18 protein-coding genes and 1 pseudogene are annotated in these 17642 nt (G+C 68.8%); 14 read left to right on the forward strand and 5 right to left on the reverse strand.

The features are described from left to right. Nucleotides 1-18 precede the first annotated feature (18 nt). From ACWH49_RS21745 to ACWH49_RS21775, 7 genes are all read left to right on the forward strand, one after another. Entirely contained in the window at nt 19-1167 is a 1149-nt protein-coding gene (locus ACWH49_RS21745) for an ABC transporter substrate-binding protein (protein ID WP_448173352.1), read from the forward strand. Between the two features lie 97 nt (nt 1168-1264). After that, a complete protein-coding gene (gene phaR, locus ACWH49_RS21750; protein ID WP_056468956.1) occupies nt 1265-1879 on the forward strand; it encodes a polyhydroxyalkanoate synthesis repressor PhaR in 615 nt (204 codons plus the stop codon). Nucleotides 1880-1920: 41 nt separating this feature from the next. Continuing rightward, on the forward strand, nt 1921-2955 hold the full coding sequence (locus tag ACWH49_RS21755) for a M35 family metallo-endopeptidase (protein WP_448173353.1): 1035 nt from the start codon (nt 1921-1923) through the stop codon (nt 2953-2955). A gap of 56 nt (nt 2956-3011) precedes the next feature. Next, on the forward strand, nt 3012-3455 hold the full coding sequence (locus ACWH49_RS21760; RefSeq protein ID WP_448173354.1) for a hypothetical protein: 444 nt from the start codon (nt 3012-3014) through the stop codon (nt 3453-3455). A gap of 17 nt (nt 3456-3472) precedes the next feature. Further along, entirely contained in the window at nt 3473-4867 is a 1395-nt protein-coding gene (rimO, locus tag ACWH49_RS21765) for a 30S ribosomal protein S12 methylthiotransferase RimO (protein ID WP_448173355.1), read from the forward strand. Between the two features lie 43 nt (nt 4868-4910). Continuing rightward, nucleotides 4911-6290: an FAD-containing oxidoreductase gene (locus ACWH49_RS21770; RefSeq protein ID WP_448173356.1), complete on the forward strand. Its 1380-nt coding sequence runs from the start codon at nt 4911-4913 to the stop codon at nt 6288-6290. A 44-nt stretch (nt 6291-6334) separates the two neighbouring features. Continuing rightward, a complete protein-coding gene (locus tag ACWH49_RS21775) occupies nt 6335-7528 on the forward strand; it encodes a PLP-dependent transferase (RefSeq protein ID WP_448173357.1) in 1194 nt (397 codons plus the stop codon). 3 nt (nt 7529-7531) lie between these two features. Here the strand turns inward: ACWH49_RS21775 and ACWH49_RS21780 are convergent, their stop codons facing one another. Further along, on the reverse strand, nt 7532-8986 hold the full coding sequence (locus ACWH49_RS21780; RefSeq protein WP_448173358.1) for a cytochrome P450: 1455 nt from the start codon (nt 8984-8986) through the stop codon (nt 7532-7534). Beyond that, nucleotides 8979-9446, reverse strand: a complete 468-nt coding sequence (smpB, locus tag ACWH49_RS21785) for an SsrA-binding protein SmpB (protein ID WP_448173359.1) — start codon at nt 9444-9446, stop codon at nt 8979-8981. Before smpB ends, ACWH49_RS21780 begins: the two co-directional genes overlap by 8 nt. 47 nt (nt 9447-9493) lie before the next feature. On the opposite strand from smpB, the gene ACWH49_RS21790 reads away from it, so the two are divergent. Both ACWH49_RS21790 and ACWH49_RS21795 read left to right on the forward strand, forming a co-directional pair. Further along, entirely contained in the window at nt 9494-9949 is a 456-nt protein-coding gene (locus ACWH49_RS21790; RefSeq protein ID WP_448173360.1) for a type II toxin-antitoxin system RatA family toxin, read from the forward strand. Then, complete coding sequence (locus ACWH49_RS21795; protein ID WP_448173361.1) at nt 9936-10253, forward strand: RnfH family protein; 318 nt, start codon at nt 9936-9938, stop codon at nt 10251-10253. Before ACWH49_RS21790 ends, ACWH49_RS21795 begins: the two co-directional genes overlap by 14 nt. Nucleotides 10254-10263: 10 nt before the next feature. On the opposite strand, the gene ACWH49_RS21800 is transcribed toward ACWH49_RS21795, so the two are convergent. After that, nucleotides 10264-10785, reverse strand: a complete 522-nt coding sequence (locus ACWH49_RS21800) for a DUF4124 domain-containing protein (protein ID WP_448173362.1) — start codon at nt 10783-10785, stop codon at nt 10264-10266. Between the two features lie 128 nt (nt 10786-10913). On the opposite strand from ACWH49_RS21800, the gene guaB reads away from it, so the two are divergent. Genes guaB through guaA form a run of 3 tightly spaced genes read left to right on the forward strand, consistent with a single transcriptional unit; the run spans nt 10914 to nt 15300 of the window. Next, complete coding sequence (gene guaB, locus ACWH49_RS21805) at nt 10914-12386, forward strand: IMP dehydrogenase (RefSeq protein WP_448173363.1); 1473 nt, start codon at nt 10914-10916, stop codon at nt 12384-12386. A 9-nt stretch (nt 12387-12395) separates the two neighbouring features. After that, a complete protein-coding gene (locus ACWH49_RS21810) occupies nt 12396-13640 on the forward strand; it encodes an MFS transporter (protein ID WP_448173364.1) in 1245 nt (414 codons plus the stop codon). Nucleotides 13641-13671: 31 nt separating this feature from the next. Then, a complete protein-coding gene (gene guaA, locus ACWH49_RS21815; protein ID WP_448173365.1) occupies nt 13672-15300 on the forward strand; it encodes a glutamine-hydrolyzing GMP synthase in 1629 nt (542 codons plus the stop codon). A 51-nt stretch (nt 15301-15351) separates the two neighbouring features. Here the strand turns inward: guaA and ACWH49_RS21820 are convergent, their stop codons facing one another. Further along, on the reverse strand, nt 15352-16302 hold the full coding sequence (locus ACWH49_RS21820) for a fasciclin domain-containing protein (RefSeq protein ID WP_448173366.1): 951 nt from the start codon (nt 16300-16302) through the stop codon (nt 15352-15354). A gap of 222 nt (nt 16303-16524) precedes the next feature. Then, nucleotides 16525-16641 (reverse strand): annotated as a pseudogene (locus tag ACWH49_RS21825) (putative inorganic carbon transporter subunit DabA); the annotation flags it as partial. 90 nt (nt 16642-16731) lie between these two features. Here ACWH49_RS21825 and ACWH49_RS21830 point away from each other — a divergent pair. Beyond that, on the forward strand, nt 16732-17055 hold the full coding sequence (locus ACWH49_RS21830; RefSeq protein WP_448173367.1) for a hypothetical protein: 324 nt from the start codon (nt 16732-16734) through the stop codon (nt 17053-17055). A 38-nt stretch (nt 17056-17093) separates the two neighbouring features. Next, entirely contained in the window at nt 17094-17636 is a 543-nt protein-coding gene (tadA, locus tag ACWH49_RS21835) for a tRNA adenosine(34) deaminase TadA (RefSeq protein WP_448174378.1), read from the forward strand. Nucleotides 17637-17642: the final 6 nt, after the last annotated feature.

Consider the following 17642-nt stretch of genomic DNA (forward strand, 5'->3'; position numbering starts at 1 on the left):
GAACACCGGAGACATTGCATGAAGCTGAAGAAGACCCTGATCGCCCTGGCCGCCACCTTCGCGGCGGCCACGCTGGCCCACGCCGACGTCAACGTCGGTGTCACCGTCTCGGCCACCGGCCCGGCCGCGTCGCTCGGCATCCCGCAGAAGAACACGGTCGCGCTGATGCCGCAGACCATCGGCGGGCAGAAGATCAACTACATCGTGCTCGACGACGCGTCCGACACGACGATGGCGGTGAGCAACACCCGCAAGCTGATCACCGAGAACAAGGTCGACGTGATCCTCGGCTCGACCGTCACGCCGAACTCGCTGGCGATGATCGACGTCGTCGCCGAGAACCAGACGCCGATGATCTCGATGGCCGCGTCGGCCCGCATCGTCGAGCCGGTCGACGCGAAGAAGCGCTGGGTCTTCAAGACGCCGCAGAACGACATCATGATGTCGCTCGCGATCGCCGCGAGCATGGCCGACAACGGCGTCAAGACGGTCGGCTTCATCGGCTTCGCCGACGCCTACGGCGAAGGCTGGTTCGCGGAGTTCTCGAAGGCCGCCGCGTTGAAGGGGCTGACCATCGTCGCCAACGAGCGCTACGCCCGCACCGACACGTCCGTGACCGGCCAGGTGCTGAAGATCGTCGCCGCCAAGCCGGACGCGGTGCTGGTGGCCGGCTCGGGCACGCCCGCGGTGCTGCCGCAGCGCGCGCTGAAGGAGCGCGGCTACGCCGGCAAGTACTACCAGACCCACGGCGTCGCGAACAACGACTTCCTGCGCGTCGGCGGCAAGGACGTCGAGGGCACGCTGCTGCCGTCGGGCCCGGTGCTGGTGGCCGCGCAGCTGCCGGCGAGCAACCCGGTGAAGAAGTCGGCGCTCGACTATGTCGCGAAGTACGAGGCGGCCTACGGCAAGGGCTCGGTCTCGACCTTCGGCGGTCACATGTGGGACGTGGGCATGCTGATGCAGGTGGCGGTCGCCAACGCCCTGAAGACGGCCAAGCCGGGCACGCCCGAGTTCCGCGCCGCGCTGCGCGATGCGCTCGAGAACACCAAGGAGGTGCACGGCGCGCACGGCATCTTCAACATGTCCAAGACCGACCACCTCGGCCTCGACCAGCGCGCCCGCGTGATGGTCAAGATCGAGAACGGCGCCTGGAAGTACCAACCCTGAACGCGGCGCGCGCATCGAGCGGGAAAACCCTCCGGAGCCGGGCCGGGGGCCCTCCTAGAATCATTGTGCAGTTGCACAACGACCCAGGAGACGCCGAATGGCCCAGTCCCGCCGCGCAGTGAAGTCGGTCGCGAGCGCCGAGCCTGACGCTCCCGCCGATGCGGCCCCGGTCCCCACCGGCGGCCCGCGCGTCCTCAAGAAGTACCCGAACCGGCGGCTCTACGACACCCAGCTCAGCAGCTACATCACGCTCGCCGACGTGAAGGCGATGGTGCTGTCGGCCGAGAGCTTCGAGGTGCGCGACGCCAAGACCGGCGAGGACCTGACCCGCAGCATCCTGCTGCAGATCATCCTCGAGGAGGAGAGCGGCGGCGTGCCGATGTTCTCGGCGCCCATGCTGGCGCAGATCATCCGCTTCTACGGCCACTCCATGCAGGGAATGATGGGTTCCTACCTCGAGAAGAACCTGCAGACCTTCACCGAGATCCAGGCCCGCCTGGCCGAGCAGTCCAAGGGCCTGCTCGACCCGACCGCGCAGACGCCCGAGATGTGGTCCCAGTTCCTCAACGGCCAGGCCCCGGTCGTGCAGAACCTGATGGGCAACTACATGGAACAGTCGCGCAAGATGTTCTCGCAGATGCAGGAGCAGATGGCCAAGCAGGCCGGCGCCCTGTTCCCGGGCATGCCGGGGTTCAAGCCACCGAAGCGTTGAAGCGCACCGTCCTACCGCCACCACTGACCAGGAGCCTGTCCATGTCGCGTTACCCCCAGACTTCTCTTGCCGCCATCCTGTGCGCCGCTGCCGCGCTCGCCCAGGCGGCGCCCGCCACCATCGACGTGCGGCTCACGGTGCCGACGCCGGTGCTGCGGGGCGATGTCGACGTCAACGTGACGGTCACCGTCACCAACACGGCGCGCCACCCGGTCAACCTGCTGAAGTGGCAGCTGCCGGGCGACGAGCTCGAAGGCCCGCTGTTCAAGGTCACGCGCGACGACCAGATCGTCGACTACCTCGGCCCGTTGGTCAAGCGCGCTGCGCCGGGCGCGAACGACAAGGTCAAGCTGCAGCCCGGCGAGTCGATCAGCTTCCAGGCCGAACTGACCGGCGCCTACGATTTGTCGCAGAGCGGGCGCTACGCGATCGAGTACGTGAGCCGCGGCAAGCACGACGACGAGGCGACGCTGAAGACGTCGGCGCCGCTCTACGTGTGGCTCGAGGGGCGCAGCGGGAAGGTGGCGGCGAATCCGCCAGCACCGTCGGCAACTGGTTCGTCGATCTCGTACACCGGCAACTGCTCGGCGTCACAGAAGAATCTGCTGGTCGAGGCGGTGGCCGCCGCATCCAGTTACGCGACGTCGGCCAACACCTACCTGAGCGCCACGCCGTCGGCCACGGCGCGCTACACCACGTGGTTCGGTGCGTTCAGCAATGCCGGGTGGAATACTGCGAGATCGCATTTCGCGGCCGAACAGAGCGCGTTCACGTCGCAGGCGCTGGTGCTCGACTGCAAGTGCAAGAAGCCCAGCGTGTACGCCTACGTTTACCCCACGCAGCCGTACAAGATCTACCTCTGCGGAGCCTTCTGGAACGCGCCGATGACCGGCACCGATTCGAAGGGCGGCACGCTGGTCCACGAGATGTCGCACTTCAATGTCGTCGCCAGCACCGATGACTGGGCGTACGGGCAGTCGGCGGCCAATTCGCTGGCGATCAGCGATCCGGCCAAGGCGCTCGACAACGCTGACAGCCACGAATACTTCGCCGAGAACACGCCGTCGCGGCCGTGAGGCCGAAGCGGCGCGCTTTGATCGCCGGATTGGCGATCTCCTTCTCGGCAATGTCCGTGTCGGCCGCGCCTGACCTCGTCTGCAAGCTCTCCGCACCGGCTCGCATCGAGGCCGGCCAGCCGGTGCCGATGCGCTTCACGCTCACCAACCGCGGCCCGGCCGCGGTGCGTGTGCTGAACTGGGCCACGCCATTCGAGGGTTGGTTCGGTCCCTACGTCCAGGTCATGCACAACGGCAACCTGCTGCGCTACACCGGCCCGATGGTCAAGCGCGGCGATCCGGCTGCCGACGAGTACGTGGCCATCGCCGCTGGCCGCAGCCGGCACGCGAGCGTCGACCTCGCGCAGCCCTTCGATTTCACCGCGCCGGGCCGCTACCGGGTCACGCCACGCATGACGCTATTCGACGTGTCCACGGGTCCGCCGCGCCAGCGCGACGCGATGGTGCCGGCGAAGCTCGATTGCCCCGCGCTGGAGGTCCAGGTCCTGCCCGCTCGCTGATCGGCGAAAATGGCGGGATGACCGACCCCACGCTCGCCCTCCGTCCCACCACCACCCCCGCCCCGAAGATCGGTTTCGTCTCGCTCGGCTGCCCGAAGGCGCTGACCGACTCGGAATTGATCCTGACGCAGCTGCGTGCCGAGGGCTACGACACCTCGAAGACGTTTGCCGGCGCCGACCTGGTGATCGTCAACACCTGCGGCTTCATCGACGACGCGGTCAAGGAAAGTCTCGACACGATCGGCGAGGCGCTGGCCGCGAATGGCAAGGTCATCGTCACCGGCTGCCTCGGTGCCAAGGCCGGCGAGGCCGGCGGCAACCTGGTGCGTCAGATGCACCCCAGCGTGCTCGCCGTCACCGGCCCGCACGCGACGAACGAGGTGATGGACGCGGTCCACCTTCACAGCCCGAAGCCGCACGACCCGTTCGTCGACCTCGTGCCGGGGCAGGGCGTCAAGCTCACGCCGCGCCACTACGCCTATCTGAAGATCAGCGAGGGCTGCAACCACCGTTGCTCGTTCTGCATCATCCCGAGCATGCGCGGCGACCTGGTCTCGCGCCCGATCGGCGACGTGCTCGGCGAGGCGCAGCGCCTGTTCGAGGCCGGCGTCAAGGAGCTGCTGGTCATCAGCCAGGACACCAGTGCTTACGGGGTCGACGTCAAGTTCCGCACCGGCTTCTGGGACGGCCGGCCGGTCAAGACCCACATGACCGATCTGTGCGAGAGGCTCGCCGAACTCGCTGCGAAGCACGGCGCGTGGGTGCGGCTGCATTACGTCTATCCGTACCCGCACGTCGACGCGATCCTGCCGCTGATGGCCAGCGGCGCCATCCTGCCGTACCTCGACGTGCCGTTCCAGCACTCGCACCCCGATGTGCTCATGCGCATGAAGCGGCCGGCCAACGGCGAGAAGAACCTGGAGCGGCTGCAGCGCTGGCGCGAGACCTGCCCCGAGATCGTGATCCGCAGCACCTTCATCGCCGGCTTCCCGGGCGAGACCGAGGCCGAGTTCGAGCACCTGCTGGATTTCATGCGCGAGGCGCAGATCGACCGGGCCGGCGCGTTCGCGTATTCGGCCGTGAACGGCGCGACGGCGAACGACCTGCCGGGCATGCTGCCGATCGAATTGCGCGAGGAGCGCCGCGCGCGCTTCATGGCGGTGGCCGAAGCCGTGTCGGCCGCCAAGCTCGCCAAGCGCGTTGGCGCGACGATGCAGGTGCTGGTCGACGCGGCGCCGGCGATGGGCCGCAAGGGCGGCGTGGGCCGCTCGTATGCGGATGCGCCGGAGATCGACGGCAGCGTGAAGCTGCTGCCGCCCGAGAAGGCGTCCAAGACACTGAAAGTCGGCGAGTTCACGCGCGTGAAGATCGTCGGCACGCAGGGGCACGACCTGGTCGGCGTGCCGATCTGAGGCGCGCGCAGTAGAGTCCACGGCTTCCACTGCGGGAGCCGCGATGAACCAGGAATTCGACGCGATCGTCATCGGTGCCGGCCAGGCCGGGCCTTCGCTGGCGGCACGCTTCGCGCAGCGCGGCCAGCGCGTGGCATTGATCGAGCGCGAGCACCTCGGCGGCACCTGCGTCAACGACGGCTGCATCCCGACCAAGACGCTGGTGGCCAGCGCACGCGCCGCGCATGTGGCGCGCACGGCGGCGCGCTACGGCGTGTCGATCGGCGGCGAGGTCGCGGTCGACATGCGGGCCGTCAAGGCGCGCAAGGACGCGGTCGTCGCCGAGTCGATCAACGGGCTGACGACCTGGCTCGGCGGCCTGCCGACGCTGCAGCTCATCCGCGGCGAAGCGCGTTTCACCGGGCCGAACACGGTGCGTGTCGGTGCCGACGACTTGAGCGCGCCGAAGATCTTCGTCAACACCGGCGGCCGGCCCAGCGTGCCCGACTGGCCCGGGCTGCGCGACGTGCCGTACTTGACCAACACCTCGATGATGGCGGTCGACTTCCTGCCCGATCACCTGGTGATCGTCGGCGGCAGCTACATCGGGCTCGAGTTCGCACAGATGTACCGCCGCTTCGGCAGCCGCGTCACGGTGATCGAGGCCGGCCCGCGGCTGATCGGCCGCGAGGACGCCGAAGTGAGCGCCGCGGTGCGTGCGTTGCTGGAAGGCGAGGGGATCGACGTGCAGGTCGGCGCGGCCAACCTCTCGATGGCGCGGCAGGGCTCGGGCGTGCGCGTCGCGTTCGATGCTGCGGGCAGTACGCAGGCGATCGACGGCAGCCACCTGCTGCTCGCGGTTGGCCGCGTGCCCAATACGGCGGACCTCGGTCTCGCCGCGGCCGGCATCGCTACGGACGCGCGCGGCTTCATCACCGTCGACGACGAGCTGCGCACCAGCGCGCCGGGCGTCTGGGCGCTCGGCGACGTGAACGGCAGGGGCGCGTTCACGCACACCTCGTACAACGACCACGAGATCGTCGCCGCCAACCTGCTCGATGGCGGCACGCGTCGCGTCTCGGACCGCATCAGCGCCTACGCGCTCTACACCGACCCCCCGCTCGGCCGCATCGGCATGAGCGAAGCCGAAGTGCGCCAGAGCGGCCGTGCGGCCCGGGTGGCGACCTTCCCGATGGCACGCGTCGGCCGCGCGCGCGAGCGCGGCGAGACGACCGGCTTCATGAAGGTGCTGGTCGACGCGCAGACGGAGCGCATCCTCGGCGCTGCGCTGTTCGGGATCGAGGCCGACGAGGTCGTGCAGTTGCTGTTGCTCGCCATGGCCGCCGACCTGCCGTACACCCGGATCACGCAGACGATGTTCATCCACCCCACCGTGAGCGAGCTGCTCCCCAGCCTGTTCGCAGCGCTCGAACCGCTGGTTTGAATCCGCTCGAATAGACTGACCGCCTGTCCCCAGACGAGAACCCGATGAACGAGCGCGCCCCCGAACCGTCGATCGAGACGACCCTGATCCACCACCCGTACCAGCCGCCCGCGGGCTTCAGCGCACCGCAGCCCGGCGTGTTCAAGGCCTCGACGGTGATCTTCTCGAACGTCGCCGCGATGCGCGCGCGCAACTGGAAGGAGAAGGTCGGCTATACCTACGGTCTGCACGGTACGCCGACAACCTTCACGCTCGAGGAGCGGATTGCGACGCTTGAAGGCGCTTCGCATGCGGTGCTGGTGCCCAGCGGCCTGGCTGCGATCGCGCTGACCGACGTGGCGCTGCTGCGCGCCGGCGACGAGGTGCTGATCCCCGACAACGCCTACAACCCGAACAAGGAGCTCGCGCGGCACGAGCTCGCCGGCTGGGGCATCGCGCATCGCTTCTACGACCCGATGGACGCGAACGCGCTCGCCGCCAGCGTCACGCCGCGGACGAAGCTGGTCTGGATCGAGCCGCCCGGCTCGGTGACGATGGAATTCCCCGACGTGCCGAACCTGGTGCGCGCCGCGCGCTCGAAGGGCGCGCTGGTCGCGCTCGACAACACCTGGGGCGCGGGGCTCGCCTTCAACCCGTTCGAACTGGAAGACGGACTGGGCGTCGACGTCTCGGCCCACGCGCTGACCAAGTACCCCTCGGGTGGCGGCGACGTGCTGATGGGTTCGGTGACGACCCGCGATCCCGCCCTGCACCTGAGGCTGAACGCCGCGCACATGCGGATGGGCTGGGGCGTCGGCGCCAACGATGTCGAGGCGCTGCTGCGCGCGCTGCCGAGCCTGCCGCTGCGCTATGCCGCGGCCGACCGCGCCGGGCGGACGCTCGCGCAGTGGTGGGCGACGCGGCCCGAGGTCGCGCAGGTGCTGCATCCGGCGCTGAGCGGCTCGCCCGGGCACGAGCACTGGGCGCGGCTGTGCACTCAGTCGGCCGGCCTGTTCTCAGTGGTGTTCGACGAGCGCTACACGGCGCGACAGGTCGATGCCTTCGTCGACGCGCTGCGGCTGTTCAAGATCGGCTTTTCGTGGGCCGGACCGGTCAGCCTGGTCGTGCCGTACGACCTGTCGATGATGCGCAAGAAGCCGCGCTGGCGCGGCACGCTGGTCCGCTTTTCGCTCGGCCTGGAGGCGGTCGACGACCTGATCGCCGACTCGAGGCAGGCGCTGGCCGCGCTGGACGGTTGACGCTCAGTCGGCGCGCGCGCGCAGCCGCATCCGCAGGCCGACCGGCATCATCGTGAACGACAGCAGTTCCTCGGCCTCGCCGCCGTCGGGGGTCGTCACGGCGTCGATGTCGAAGTGGTTCAGCAACATCGCCATCGCCATCTTGATCTCGAGCAGCGCGAGGTAGCGGCCGGGGCAGACGCGCGGCCCGGCGCCGAACGGCATCGATACGCGCTTGGCCGAACTGGCCGAACCCGCGCCGCCTTCCGGCAGCCAGCGCTCGGGCCTGAATGCCAGCGGCTCGGGGAAGTGGCGCTCGCTCAGGCTGTCGCCGCGCATCACGCACCAGACGCTCGTGCCCTTGGGGACGCGGATGCCGGCGATCGCGGTGTCGCGCAGCGCCTCGATCACCTGGAACGGGCCGACCGGCTTCAGCCGCATCGTCTCGTGCGCGCAGGCTTCGAGGTAATCGAGCGCGGCCAGGTGGTCGGGTGTGAACGCGGCGGCGTCGAGCCCCAGATCACGCACCTCGCGCTGGGCGCGCTGCAGCGTCTCGGGATGGCGGTGCAGCAGGTAGATCAGCCAGGCGAGCGTGTTGGCGGTGGTGTCCTCGCCGGCGAGCAGCATCGTCAGCACGTTGCCGGCGACCTCGCGGTCGCTGATCGTCTCGGCGCCATCGCGCGCGCCGGCGTCGGCCGCGACGATCATCGCCTCCAGCAGGTTCGGCGGCAGCGCGCGTCGCGCTGCATCGGCCGCCAGCCGCTCCCGTGCCTGCGCGATGAAGCCGGCGATCGCCTGGTTGACCGCGGCCATGCTGCGCTCGAGTTCGCGGTCGGCCGCGCGCGGGAACCAGCGCCACCACGGCACGAGCGCGAACACGCGCTTGAACAGCGCCGGGAAGATCTTGTCGAGGTGGCGCTGGATGACCTCGTCATCCGACTCCAGCGTGTTGACGTCGGCCCCGAACGCGAGGCCGGCGATCGCGTCGACCGTGAAGCGCATCAGTTCGGGCTGCAGGTCGATCGCCGCGCCCCCGGCCGCTGCGCGCGTCCAGCGCTGGCGCAGCCGCTGCGTGACCTTCAGCAACGAGGGGAAGTACGCCCGCACGTGGGTCGGGTCGAAGCCGGCCATCACCATGCGGCGCTGGCGCTTCCAGGTGTCGCCGTTGGCCGAGAACACGCCGGGCGTCATGCCCATCTCGAGCCCGATGGTCTCGAGGTGCTTGGTGCGGCGGAAGCCGTCCGGCCGGTCGCGCAGCGCCGCGCTCAGCGCTTCATGGTCGGCGACGCCCAGCAGCGTGCGCGGGCCGAGCTTGAAGCGGAAGAACGGCCCGTACTCGCGGCTCCAGGCCTCGGCGTTCTGGTGCAGGCGCGCGCGTTCGATCTGGAACGCGTTGCCGACGATCGGCCAGCCGCGCGGGCCGGGCAGGTCGGCGATCTCGCGCAACCGGACGACGGCGGCGGCGGTGGAATCAGTCACGGCTGGGTTTGGACGACACCTTGTGGCGCATCAGGCGGCCCTTCTCGCGCTCCCAGTCCTTCTTCTTCTCGGTGTTGCGCTTGTCGTGTTCGGCCTTGCCCTTGGCGAGCGCGATCTCGGCCTTCACGTGGCTGCCCTTGAAGTGCAGGTTCAGCGGCACCAGCGTGAAGCCCTTCTGCTCGACCTTGCCGATCAGTCGCTTGATCTCTTCCTTGCGCATCAACAGCTTCTTGGTGCGGTCGGCCTCGGGGCTGACGTGGGTCGACGCGCTGCGCAGCGCGTTGATCCGGCAGCCGATCAGGAAGAGCTCGCCGTCGCGGATCACCACGTAGCCGTCAGTCAGCTGCACCTGGCCGGCGCGGATCGCCTTGATCTCCCAGCCTTGCAGCACCATCCCGGCCTCGTGGCGTTCCTCGAGGTGGTAATCGAAATGGGCACGGCGGTTTTCGGCGATGGACATGGGCACTCAGGTGGGGCCGGATGTGCCCAATACAATTTCGCCATTGTATGAAGCATGTCAAGAAGTCGGTCCTGCTCTGGTACTCGCCGCGCGAGATGTACGCGCTCGTCACCGCGGTGGCCGACTACCCGAAGTTCCTGCCCTGGTGCGAGAAGGCGGAAGTCCTCGAGTCCCATGCCGACGGCGTGACCGCGCGGCTGCACCTGTCCTACCTCGGCGTGCGCCAGGCCTTCACGACCCGCAACGTGCAGGCCGCCGACGAGCGCGTGACGCTGAAGCTGGTCGACGGCCCGTTCTCGCTGCTCGACGGCACCTGGCGCTTCGTGCCGGTGCCGAGCAACGGCGGGGCAAACGCCAAGGCCTGCAAGATCGAGTTCGAGTTGCGCTACAGCTTCGCCAATGCCGCGCTCGACGCGCTGATCAGCCCGGTGTTCGACCGCATCGCCAACACCTTCGTCGATTCGTTCGTCAAGCGGGCGGAGCAGGTCTATGGCGAGCGTTGAGGCCGCCGCGCCCGGCCTGAACATCAGCGTGGCCTACAGCCCGCGCGCGGGCGAGGTCGACCAGGTCGAACTGCGGCTCCCGGCCGGCGCCACGGTGGCCGATGCCGTTCGAGCCAGCGGTCTGCAGGCGCGCCATCCGCAAGCCGCGCTGGAGACGCTGCCGGTCGGCATCTGGGGCGCGTTCTGTACGCGGGACGCGGTGCTGCGGGACCGCGACCGGGTCGAGCTTTACCGGCCGCTTCGCGTCGATCCGATGGAGGCGCGGCGGCGGCGCCAGCGCGCGCAGGTCACGCCGCGCCGCTGAGCGCCGCGTCCTACTTGCAGTCGCTCGCGACCGCGGACTCGGCGCGCTTGGTTTCGGCGGCGCGGGCGGCGTCGTCGAGCACGACGCGCTCGCCCTTCTCGTTGACGCGCGCCATGCGGATGCCGCTGTCAAGCGTGCGAAGCGCCTCCTTCGCCCGGCCGCAGTTCTCTGCGCGCGCGGCGGCGATGCGATCTTCCTCGGCCTTCTTCTTGTCCGCGATCTCCTGTTCGGCCTTCTTGCGGCGGGCTTCGAGCTCCGGATCGGAGGCGCGGGCGGCGGGCGGCAGGGCGGCCGATGCGGCGGAGGCGGGTGCGGCCGCCGCCATCGGCGCACGCGGGGCGGCGGCCGTGCTGCCGCCGCGTGGGCGCTGCAGGATGGCGCTCTCGGGCGTGCCCGGAGGCGGGGGCAGGTCGCTGTACTGGGTGTGACCGGCCTTGTCGCGCCACTTCCACTGCGCCGACGCGGGGACGGCGAGGGTCAGGCCGAGCAGCGCAGCGAGCAGGACGATGTTCCAACGAGCCATGGCGTTCATTCGTGAACTGTAATGAGCGCGAGTGTATGCGGCGGCCCGCCGACCGACTAGGCCGCGGGTTGCCAAGCGTGGCTTAGTACGCGCATCGGCTGTCCGTATAATTCGCTTTTGCGTCAGGAGCTTTTCCCATGCGCCTTCTTGGCAAAGCGCTCACCTTCGACGATGTGTTGTTGGTGCCAGCGTTCTCCCGGGTGTTGCCTCGCGACACCGATCTGTCGACCCCCCTGTCCCGCAACATCCGCCTGAACCTGCCGCTGGTCTCCGCGGCGATGGACACGGTGACGGAGGCCCGCCTCGCGATCGCGCTGGCGCAGGAGGGCGGCATCGGCATCGTGCACAAGAACCTGACGCCCAAGCAGCAGGCCGCCGAGGTCGCGCGGGTCAAGCGCTACGAATCCGGCGTGCTGCGCGACCCGATCACGGTGACGCCGGACACCCCCGTGCGGGCCGTGATGGAGCTGTCCCGCCAGCACGGCGTCTCGGGTTTCCCGGTGCTGCAGGGCAAGACGGTGGTCGGCATCGTCACGAACCGCGACCTGCGCTTCGAATCGCGCTTCGACGCGCCCGTCAGCGAGATCATGACGCCGCGCGAGCGCCTCGTCACGGTGCCCGAGTCGGCGACGATCGAGGACGGCAAGGCCCTGATGCACAAGCACAAGCTCGAGCGCGTGCTGGTGGTCAGCCCCGAGTTCGAGCTGCGCGGCCTGATGACGGTGAAGGACATCACCAAGCAGACCAGTTTCCCGAACGCCGCCCGCGACGCGATGGGCAAGCTGCGCGTCGGCGCGGCGGTGGGCGTGGGTGACGGCACCGAGGAGCGGGTCGAGCTGCTGGTGCGCGCCGGGGTGGACGCGATCGTCGTCGACACCGCGCACGGCCACAGCGCCGGCGTGATCGAGCGCGTGCGCTGGGTCAAGAAGAACTTCCCGAGCGTCGACGTGATCGGCGGCAACATCGCCACCGGCGCGGCCGCGCTGGCGCTCGTCGAGGCCGGGGCCGATGCGGTCAAGGTCGGCATCGGCCCGGGCTCGATCTGCACCACGCGCATCGTCACCGGCGTCGGCGTGCCGCAGATCTTCGCGATCGAGCAGGTCTCGAAGGCGCTCAAGGGCAGCGGCGTGCCGCTGATCGGCGACGGCGGCGTGCGCTACTCCGGCGACCTGGCCAAGGCGATCGCCGCCGGCGCGGACACGGTGATGATGGGCGGCGCGTTCGCCGGCACCGAAGAGGCGCCTGGCGAGACCATCCTGTACCAGGGCCGCACCTACAAGAGCTACCGCGGCATGGGCTCGATCGGCGCGATGCAGCAGGGCTCGGCCGACCGCTACTTCCAGGATGCGTCGGGCAGCAACAACCCGAACACGACCAAGCTCGTGCCCGAGGGCATCGAGGGCCAGGTGCCGTACAAGGGCTCGGTCGTGGCGGTGATCTTCCAGATGGCCGGCGGGCTGCGCGCCTCGATGCATTACTGCGGCTGCGCGAGCATCGCCGAGATGCACGACAAGGCCGAGTTCGTCGAGATCTCGTCGGCCGGCATGCGCGAGAGCCATGTGCACGACGTGCAGATCACCAAGGAAGCGCCAAACTACCGCATGGAATAGGGGCTGCGCATGAAGCAAGCCCGCGCGGGCCGCCAGGCGGCCATGCCCTTCATCATGGCGACCGTGCTGATCGACATGATCGCGGTCGGCCTGATCATCCCGGTGCTGCCGCCGCTGGTCGGCACGTTCACGACCTCGCAGGCCGAGCAGGCGTTCTGGTACGGCGCGGTGACGATCGCCTTCGGCATCGCCAACTTCTTCGCATCGCCGATCCTCGGGCGTCTGTCCGACCGGTACGGCCGGCGGCCGGTGCTGCTGATCGGCTTCAGCGGCTTCGCGCTGAGCTTCTTCATCACCGGCCTGGCGACCGCGCTGTGGATGCTGCTGGTGGTGCGCCTGTTCAGTGGCGCGATGCAGGCGAACATCGCCGTGGCCAATGCCTACGTGGCCGACATCACCGCGCCGGAGCAGCGCGCCCAGGCCTTCGGCAAGCTCGGGGCGATGCTCGGCATGGGCTTCATCCTCGGGCCGGTGCTCGGCGGCATCCTGGGGGGCATCAACCTGCACCTGCCGTTCTTCGTGGCCGGGGGCCTGGCCTGCCTGAACTGGCTGTACGGCTACTTCGTGCTGCCGGAATCGCTGCCGGTCGAGCGGCGCCAGCCTTTCGTGCTGCGCGAGGCCAACCCGATCACGTCGCTGCGCGGTTTGCGCGAACTGAAGGGCGTGGGCTCGCTGGTGTTCGTGATCGCGCTCAGCGGCCTGGTGCAGTTCATGACCCACACTTCCTGGGTGCTCTACACCACCTTCAAGTTCGGCTGGGGGCCGACGCAGAACGGCTGGTCGCTGTTCGCGATCGGCCTGATGTCGGTGCTGGTGCAAGGCGTGCTGCTCGGCCGGCTGCTGAAGCGCTTCTCGCCGCAGCGCCTGGCGATCATGGGGCTGGTGTCGTCGATCGTCTTCTACCTCGCGTGCGGCGCCGCCACGGAAGGCTGGATGCTGATCGCGGCGATCCTGGTCAACGTGCTCGGCTTCGCGTCCACCGCGGCGATGCAGAGCATCATCTCCAACGCCGCCGACCCGCAGACGCAGGGCCGCACCGCCGGCGCCGTGGCGTCGCTGAACAGCATGATGGCGGTGATCGCGCCGGCCATCGGCGCACCGCTGCTGGCGACCGTCTCGCACCTGCCGCGGGGCGACTGGAAGATCGGCGCGCCGTTCTACTTCTGCGCCGCGCTGCAGGCGGCGTCGATGCTGATCGCGCTGCGTCACTTCCGCGGCGAGCGCCGCAAACGGCAGGCGCTCGCCGCCGCGTGATCTCCGAGTCGAAACTTCACACCACCACCTCATGCACGACAAGATCCTGATCCTCGATTTCGGCTCCCAGGTCACCCAGCTGATCGCGCGTCGCGTGCGCGAGGCGCACGTGTTCTGCGAGATCCACCCGAACGACGTCAGCGAAGCGTTCATCCGCGAGTTCGCCCCGAAGGGCATCATCCTGTCCGGCAGCCACGCCTCGACCTACGAGGACCACGAACTGCGCGCGCCGCAGGCGGTGTGGGACCTGGGCGTGCCGGTGCTCGGCATCTGCTACGGCATGTTCGCGATGGCGGTGCAGCAGGGCGGCCAGGTCGAGGCCGCCGATCACCGCGAGTTCGGCTACGCCGAAGTCCGCGCGCACGGCCACACGAAGCTGCTGCAGGGCATCGAGGACTTCTCGACCGCCGAGGGCCACGGCATGCTGAAGGTCTGGATGAGCCACGGTGACAAGGTCACCGCGCTGCCGCCGGGCTTCAAGCTGATGGCCAGCACGCCCAGCTGTCCGATCGCCGGCATGGCCGACGAGGCGCGCGGCTACTACGGCGTGCAGTTCCACCCCGAGGTGACGCACACCGTGCAGGGCCGCGAGCTGCTCAACCGCTTCGTGCTGGAGATCGCGAAGGCCAAGCCCGACTGGGTGATGGGCAGCTATGTCGACGAGGCGGTCGCACGCATTCGCGCGCAGGTCGGCGACGAGGAGGTGATCCTCGGCCTGTCGGGCGGCGTCGATTCGAGCGTCGCTACGGCGCTGATCCACCGCGCCATCGGTGACCAGCTGACCTGCGTGTTCGTCGACCACGGCCTGCTGCGCCTGAACGAAGGCAAGATGGTGATGGAGATGTTCGCGGGCAAGCTGCACGCGAAGGTGATCCATGTGGATGCCAGCGCGCAGTTCCTCGGCCACCTGGCCGGCGTGACCGACCCGGAAGCGAAGCGCAAGATCATCGGCCGCGAGTTCGTTGAAGTCTTCAAGACCGAGGCAGCGAAGCTCAAGGCCGAAGGCGAAAGGCTTGGAGTTGACGGCCGATCGGCCGTCAAGGGTGCCAAGTGGCTGGCGCAGGGCACGATCTACCCGGACGTGGTCGAGTCCGGCGGCGCCAAGACCAAGAAGGCGACCTCGATCAAGAGCCACCACAACGTCGGCGGCCTGCCCGAGCAGCTCGGCCTGAAGCTGCTCGAGCCGCTGCGCGAACTGTTCAAGGACGAGGTGCGCGAGCTCGGCGTCGCGCTCGGCCTGCCGCACGACATGGTCTACCGCCACCCGTTCCCCGGCCCGGGGCTGGGCGTGCGCATCCTCGGCGAAGTGAAGCCGCAGTTCGCGGACCTGCTGCGCCGCGCCGATGCGATCTTCATCGAGGAGTTGCGCAACACGATCGACCCCGCCAGCGGCCAGAGCTGGTACGCGCTGACCAGCCAGGCCTTCGCGGTGTTCCTGCCGGTCAAGAGCGTCGGCGTGATGGGCGACGGCCGCACCTACGACTACGTGGTCGCGCTGCGCGCCGTGCAGACCAGCGATTTCATGACCGCCGACTGGGCCGAACTGCCGTACGCGCTGCTCAAGAAGGTCTCGGGCCGCATCATCAACGAGGTGCGCGGCATCAATCGCGTCACCTACGACGTTTCCAGCAAGCCGCCCGCCACCATCGAATGGGAATAGGGGCCGGGAAAGCCGTTCTGATCCGAGGCGGCGGGATGGCAGGCGACGACCCTACAGCGTCGGAATCAGGACCTTGCCGATCACGTGAATCACGCCGTTGCTGGCACGCACGTCCGTCGCGACGATGGGAGCCGGCGTGGCGGTCTTGTCGGTGATCGTTGGCGGCGTGCCGGCGTTGATGGTGATCGTTTCGCCTTCCACGGTCGTTACCGGGGTGCCGAAGGGAATGTTTGCCGCGAGCACCTGGGTTGGCAGCACGTGGTACGTCAGGACCTGGGCCAGCTGCGCGGTCGACAGCCCGGCGACGGTCGTCTGGATCGCGGCGAATGCGTCGTTCGTGGGCGCGAACACGGTGAAAGGGCCGGAGCCGCTGAGCGTGCCTTGCAGGTTGGCGGTGACGACCGCGCCGACCAACGTGGAGAAGATCGGGTTGACCTGCGCCATCTGAACGATGTTGAGCACACCGGGTGGCACCAGCACCTTGTCGATGACGTGAACGACGCCATTGCTGGCCGGCACGTCCGCCGTGGTGACGTTGGCCGAGGTGAGGGCAGCGTCGCTGATCTGGACACCGGCGGTCGTGGACAGCGTCAACTTGGCGCTCGTGCCCTCGAACGTGTACAGCGTCGGCTGCATGGCGCCGCCTGCCGCCAGGTCGGCTGCCGACTTCCTGGCGGGCAGGACGTGGTACGTCAGGATGCTCGCCAGCGTGCTGGCCGGAAGGGCGTCGACGAGTGCGCCTGCGCTGGCGAACCCCAGTTTCGTCGCGAGTGCACTGAAAGCCGCATCGGTCGGGGCAAAGACCGTCAGGCTGGCGTTCGGGTCGGTCAACGCCGTCGCCAGCCCTGCTTTCGTCACTGCCGCGCGAAGCGCCGTGAGGTTGTTCGACTGCGCGACCTCGGCGATGTTGCCCGGAGCGGGATGTTCGTCGTCACCACCTCCGCAGGCAGCGAGCGACGCAACCAGGCCGAGTGCAGCCAGATACTTGAACCATCGTTTCATCGTGTCTCTCCTTGAAGATTGAATCGGCGGGCGGGTTTGCGGCCCTCGACAGCGACAGGCTCCGAAAACCGATGCTCAGAACTGAATAGTTCAATTAGTGAACTGACGAGTCTCAAAAGCAACTGAATGGTATTCAGCTCGCAATTCCCTTGCGACTGCCCGACTTTTGCGTTCTCCGATTCGCCGGAAGAGACTCGTCCGCTCCGCAGGCTTTCACTGCGTCCCAGCAACCAGCGACTGCTGCGCCCGCCCGATGCGAAGGTCCCTGCCGTCGCCTTCGAACACGCCGATGCGGCCGGCCACCGCGTTTTGCAGAAGCTTGTTGCCGCGGGACCCGTGCGATGCTGACGAACCTCCGCTGCCATGGCTGGCAGGCTCCTGGATAATCCCCGGCATGGCGACAATTCGCGACCAAAACGGGGGTGAGACATGCGCATGATCTTCGGAGTGCTGTCGCTGCTGATCGTGCTGGCGATCGTCGGCACGGTCGGCAAGAAGCAGCTGCAGGCCATCAGCAGCAGCGGCGTCTCGACGCGCATCAACCAGGCCGCCGGCACGGCCGGCGTCACGGGCACCGGTGACCGCGACGGCGCGACGCTCGCGATCCCCGGCGGCATGCCCGGGGGCGTGGCCGCCGACACGACCGGCCTGACCGTGCCGCAGCAGGCGCAGAACATCCAGCAGCAGTTCAAGCAGAGCACCGAGCGGGCACTGCAGCAGGGCGCCGACCGCGGCGCGCGCGCCGCGCCCTGATCGTGACGGAGCCGAATCCCGCCGCCGACGAGCACGCGATGCGCATCGCGCTCGACCAGGCCCACAACGCGTGGCTGGTCGGCGAGGTGCCGGTGGGCGCGGTGATCATGCGCGCGGGGCAGGTGATCGCCACCGGCTACAACCGACCCATCACCGAGCACGATCCGACCGCGCATGCCGAGATCGTCGCGCTGCGCCACGCCGCGCAGCTGGTCTCGAACTACCGTCTGCCCGAGTGCGAGCTGTACGTGACGCTCGAGCCCTGTGCGATGTGTGCGATGGCGCTGATGCACGCGCGCTTCAAGCGCGTGGTCTTCGGGGCGCGCGACCCGAAGACCGGCGCGGCCGGCTCGGTCGTCGACCTGTTCGCGCAGCCGCAGCTGAACCACCACACGGCGGTCGAAGGCGGCGTGCTGGCCGACGAATGCGGCGCCGTGCTGCGCGACTTCTTCGCGGAGCGCCGCGAGCAGTACCGGCAGCGCCGTGCCAACCCGCTCGACGCGCCGCGGCCGGCCGCCGAAGCGCCCGATATCCCGGCCGGCGAGGCCACCGAGCTCGCCAGCGAGCCGCCTTCACCGTGACCGAAC

This window comes from Rhizobacter fulvus (genome assembly GCF_964020785.1).

What these genes read in the sequence shown, in the direction of transcription:
- ACWH49_RS21790 (WP_448173360.1), top strand. Translation starts at nt 9,494, where the DNA reads ATGAAGCATGTCAAGAAGTCGGTCCTGCTCTGGTACTCGCCGCGCGAG.
- phaR (WP_056468956.1), top strand. Translation starts at nt 1,265, where the DNA reads ATGGCCCAGTCCCGCCGCGCAGTGAAGTCGGTCGCGAGCGCCGAGCCT.
- ACWH49_RS21830 (WP_448173367.1), top strand. Translation starts at nt 16,732, where the DNA reads ATGCGCATGATCTTCGGAGTGCTGTCGCTGCTGATCGTGCTGGCGATC.
- ACWH49_RS21770 (WP_448173356.1), top strand. Translation starts at nt 4,911, where the DNA reads ATGAACCAGGAATTCGACGCGATCGTCATCGGTGCCGGCCAGGCCGGG.
- ACWH49_RS21795 (WP_448173361.1), top strand. Translation starts at nt 9,936, where the DNA reads ATGGCGAGCGTTGAGGCCGCCGCGCCCGGCCTGAACATCAGCGTGGCC.
- ACWH49_RS21745 (WP_448173352.1), top strand. Translation starts at nt 19, where the DNA reads ATGAAGCTGAAGAAGACCCTGATCGCCCTGGCCGCCACCTTCGCGGCG.
- smpB (WP_448173359.1), bottom strand. Translation starts at nt 9,446, where the DNA reads ATGTCCATCGCCGAAAACCGCCGTGCCCATTTCGATTACCACCTCGAG.
- ACWH49_RS21800 (WP_448173362.1), bottom strand. Translation starts at nt 10,785, where the DNA reads ATGAACGCCATGGCTCGTTGGAACATCGTCCTGCTCGCTGCGCTGCTC.
- guaB (WP_448173363.1), top strand. Translation starts at nt 10,914, where the DNA reads ATGCGCCTTCTTGGCAAAGCGCTCACCTTCGACGATGTGTTGTTGGTG.
- ACWH49_RS21775 (WP_448173357.1), top strand. Translation starts at nt 6,335, where the DNA reads ATGAACGAGCGCGCCCCCGAACCGTCGATCGAGACGACCCTGATCCAC.
- guaA (WP_448173365.1), top strand. Translation starts at nt 13,672, where the DNA reads ATGCACGACAAGATCCTGATCCTCGATTTCGGCTCCCAGGTCACCCAG.
- rimO (WP_448173355.1), top strand. Translation starts at nt 3,473, where the DNA reads ATGACCGACCCCACGCTCGCCCTCCGTCCCACCACCACCCCCGCCCCG.
- tadA (WP_448174378.1), top strand. Translation starts at nt 17,094, where the DNA reads ATGCGCATCGCGCTCGACCAGGCCCACAACGCGTGGCTGGTCGGCGAG.
- ACWH49_RS21755 (WP_448173353.1), top strand. Translation starts at nt 1,921, where the DNA reads ATGTCGCGTTACCCCCAGACTTCTCTTGCCGCCATCCTGTGCGCCGCT.
- ACWH49_RS21820 (WP_448173366.1), bottom strand. Translation starts at nt 16,302, where the DNA reads ATGAAACGATGGTTCAAGTATCTGGCTGCACTCGGCCTGGTTGCGTCG.
- ACWH49_RS21810 (WP_448173364.1), top strand. Translation starts at nt 12,396, where the DNA reads ATGAAGCAAGCCCGCGCGGGCCGCCAGGCGGCCATGCCCTTCATCATG.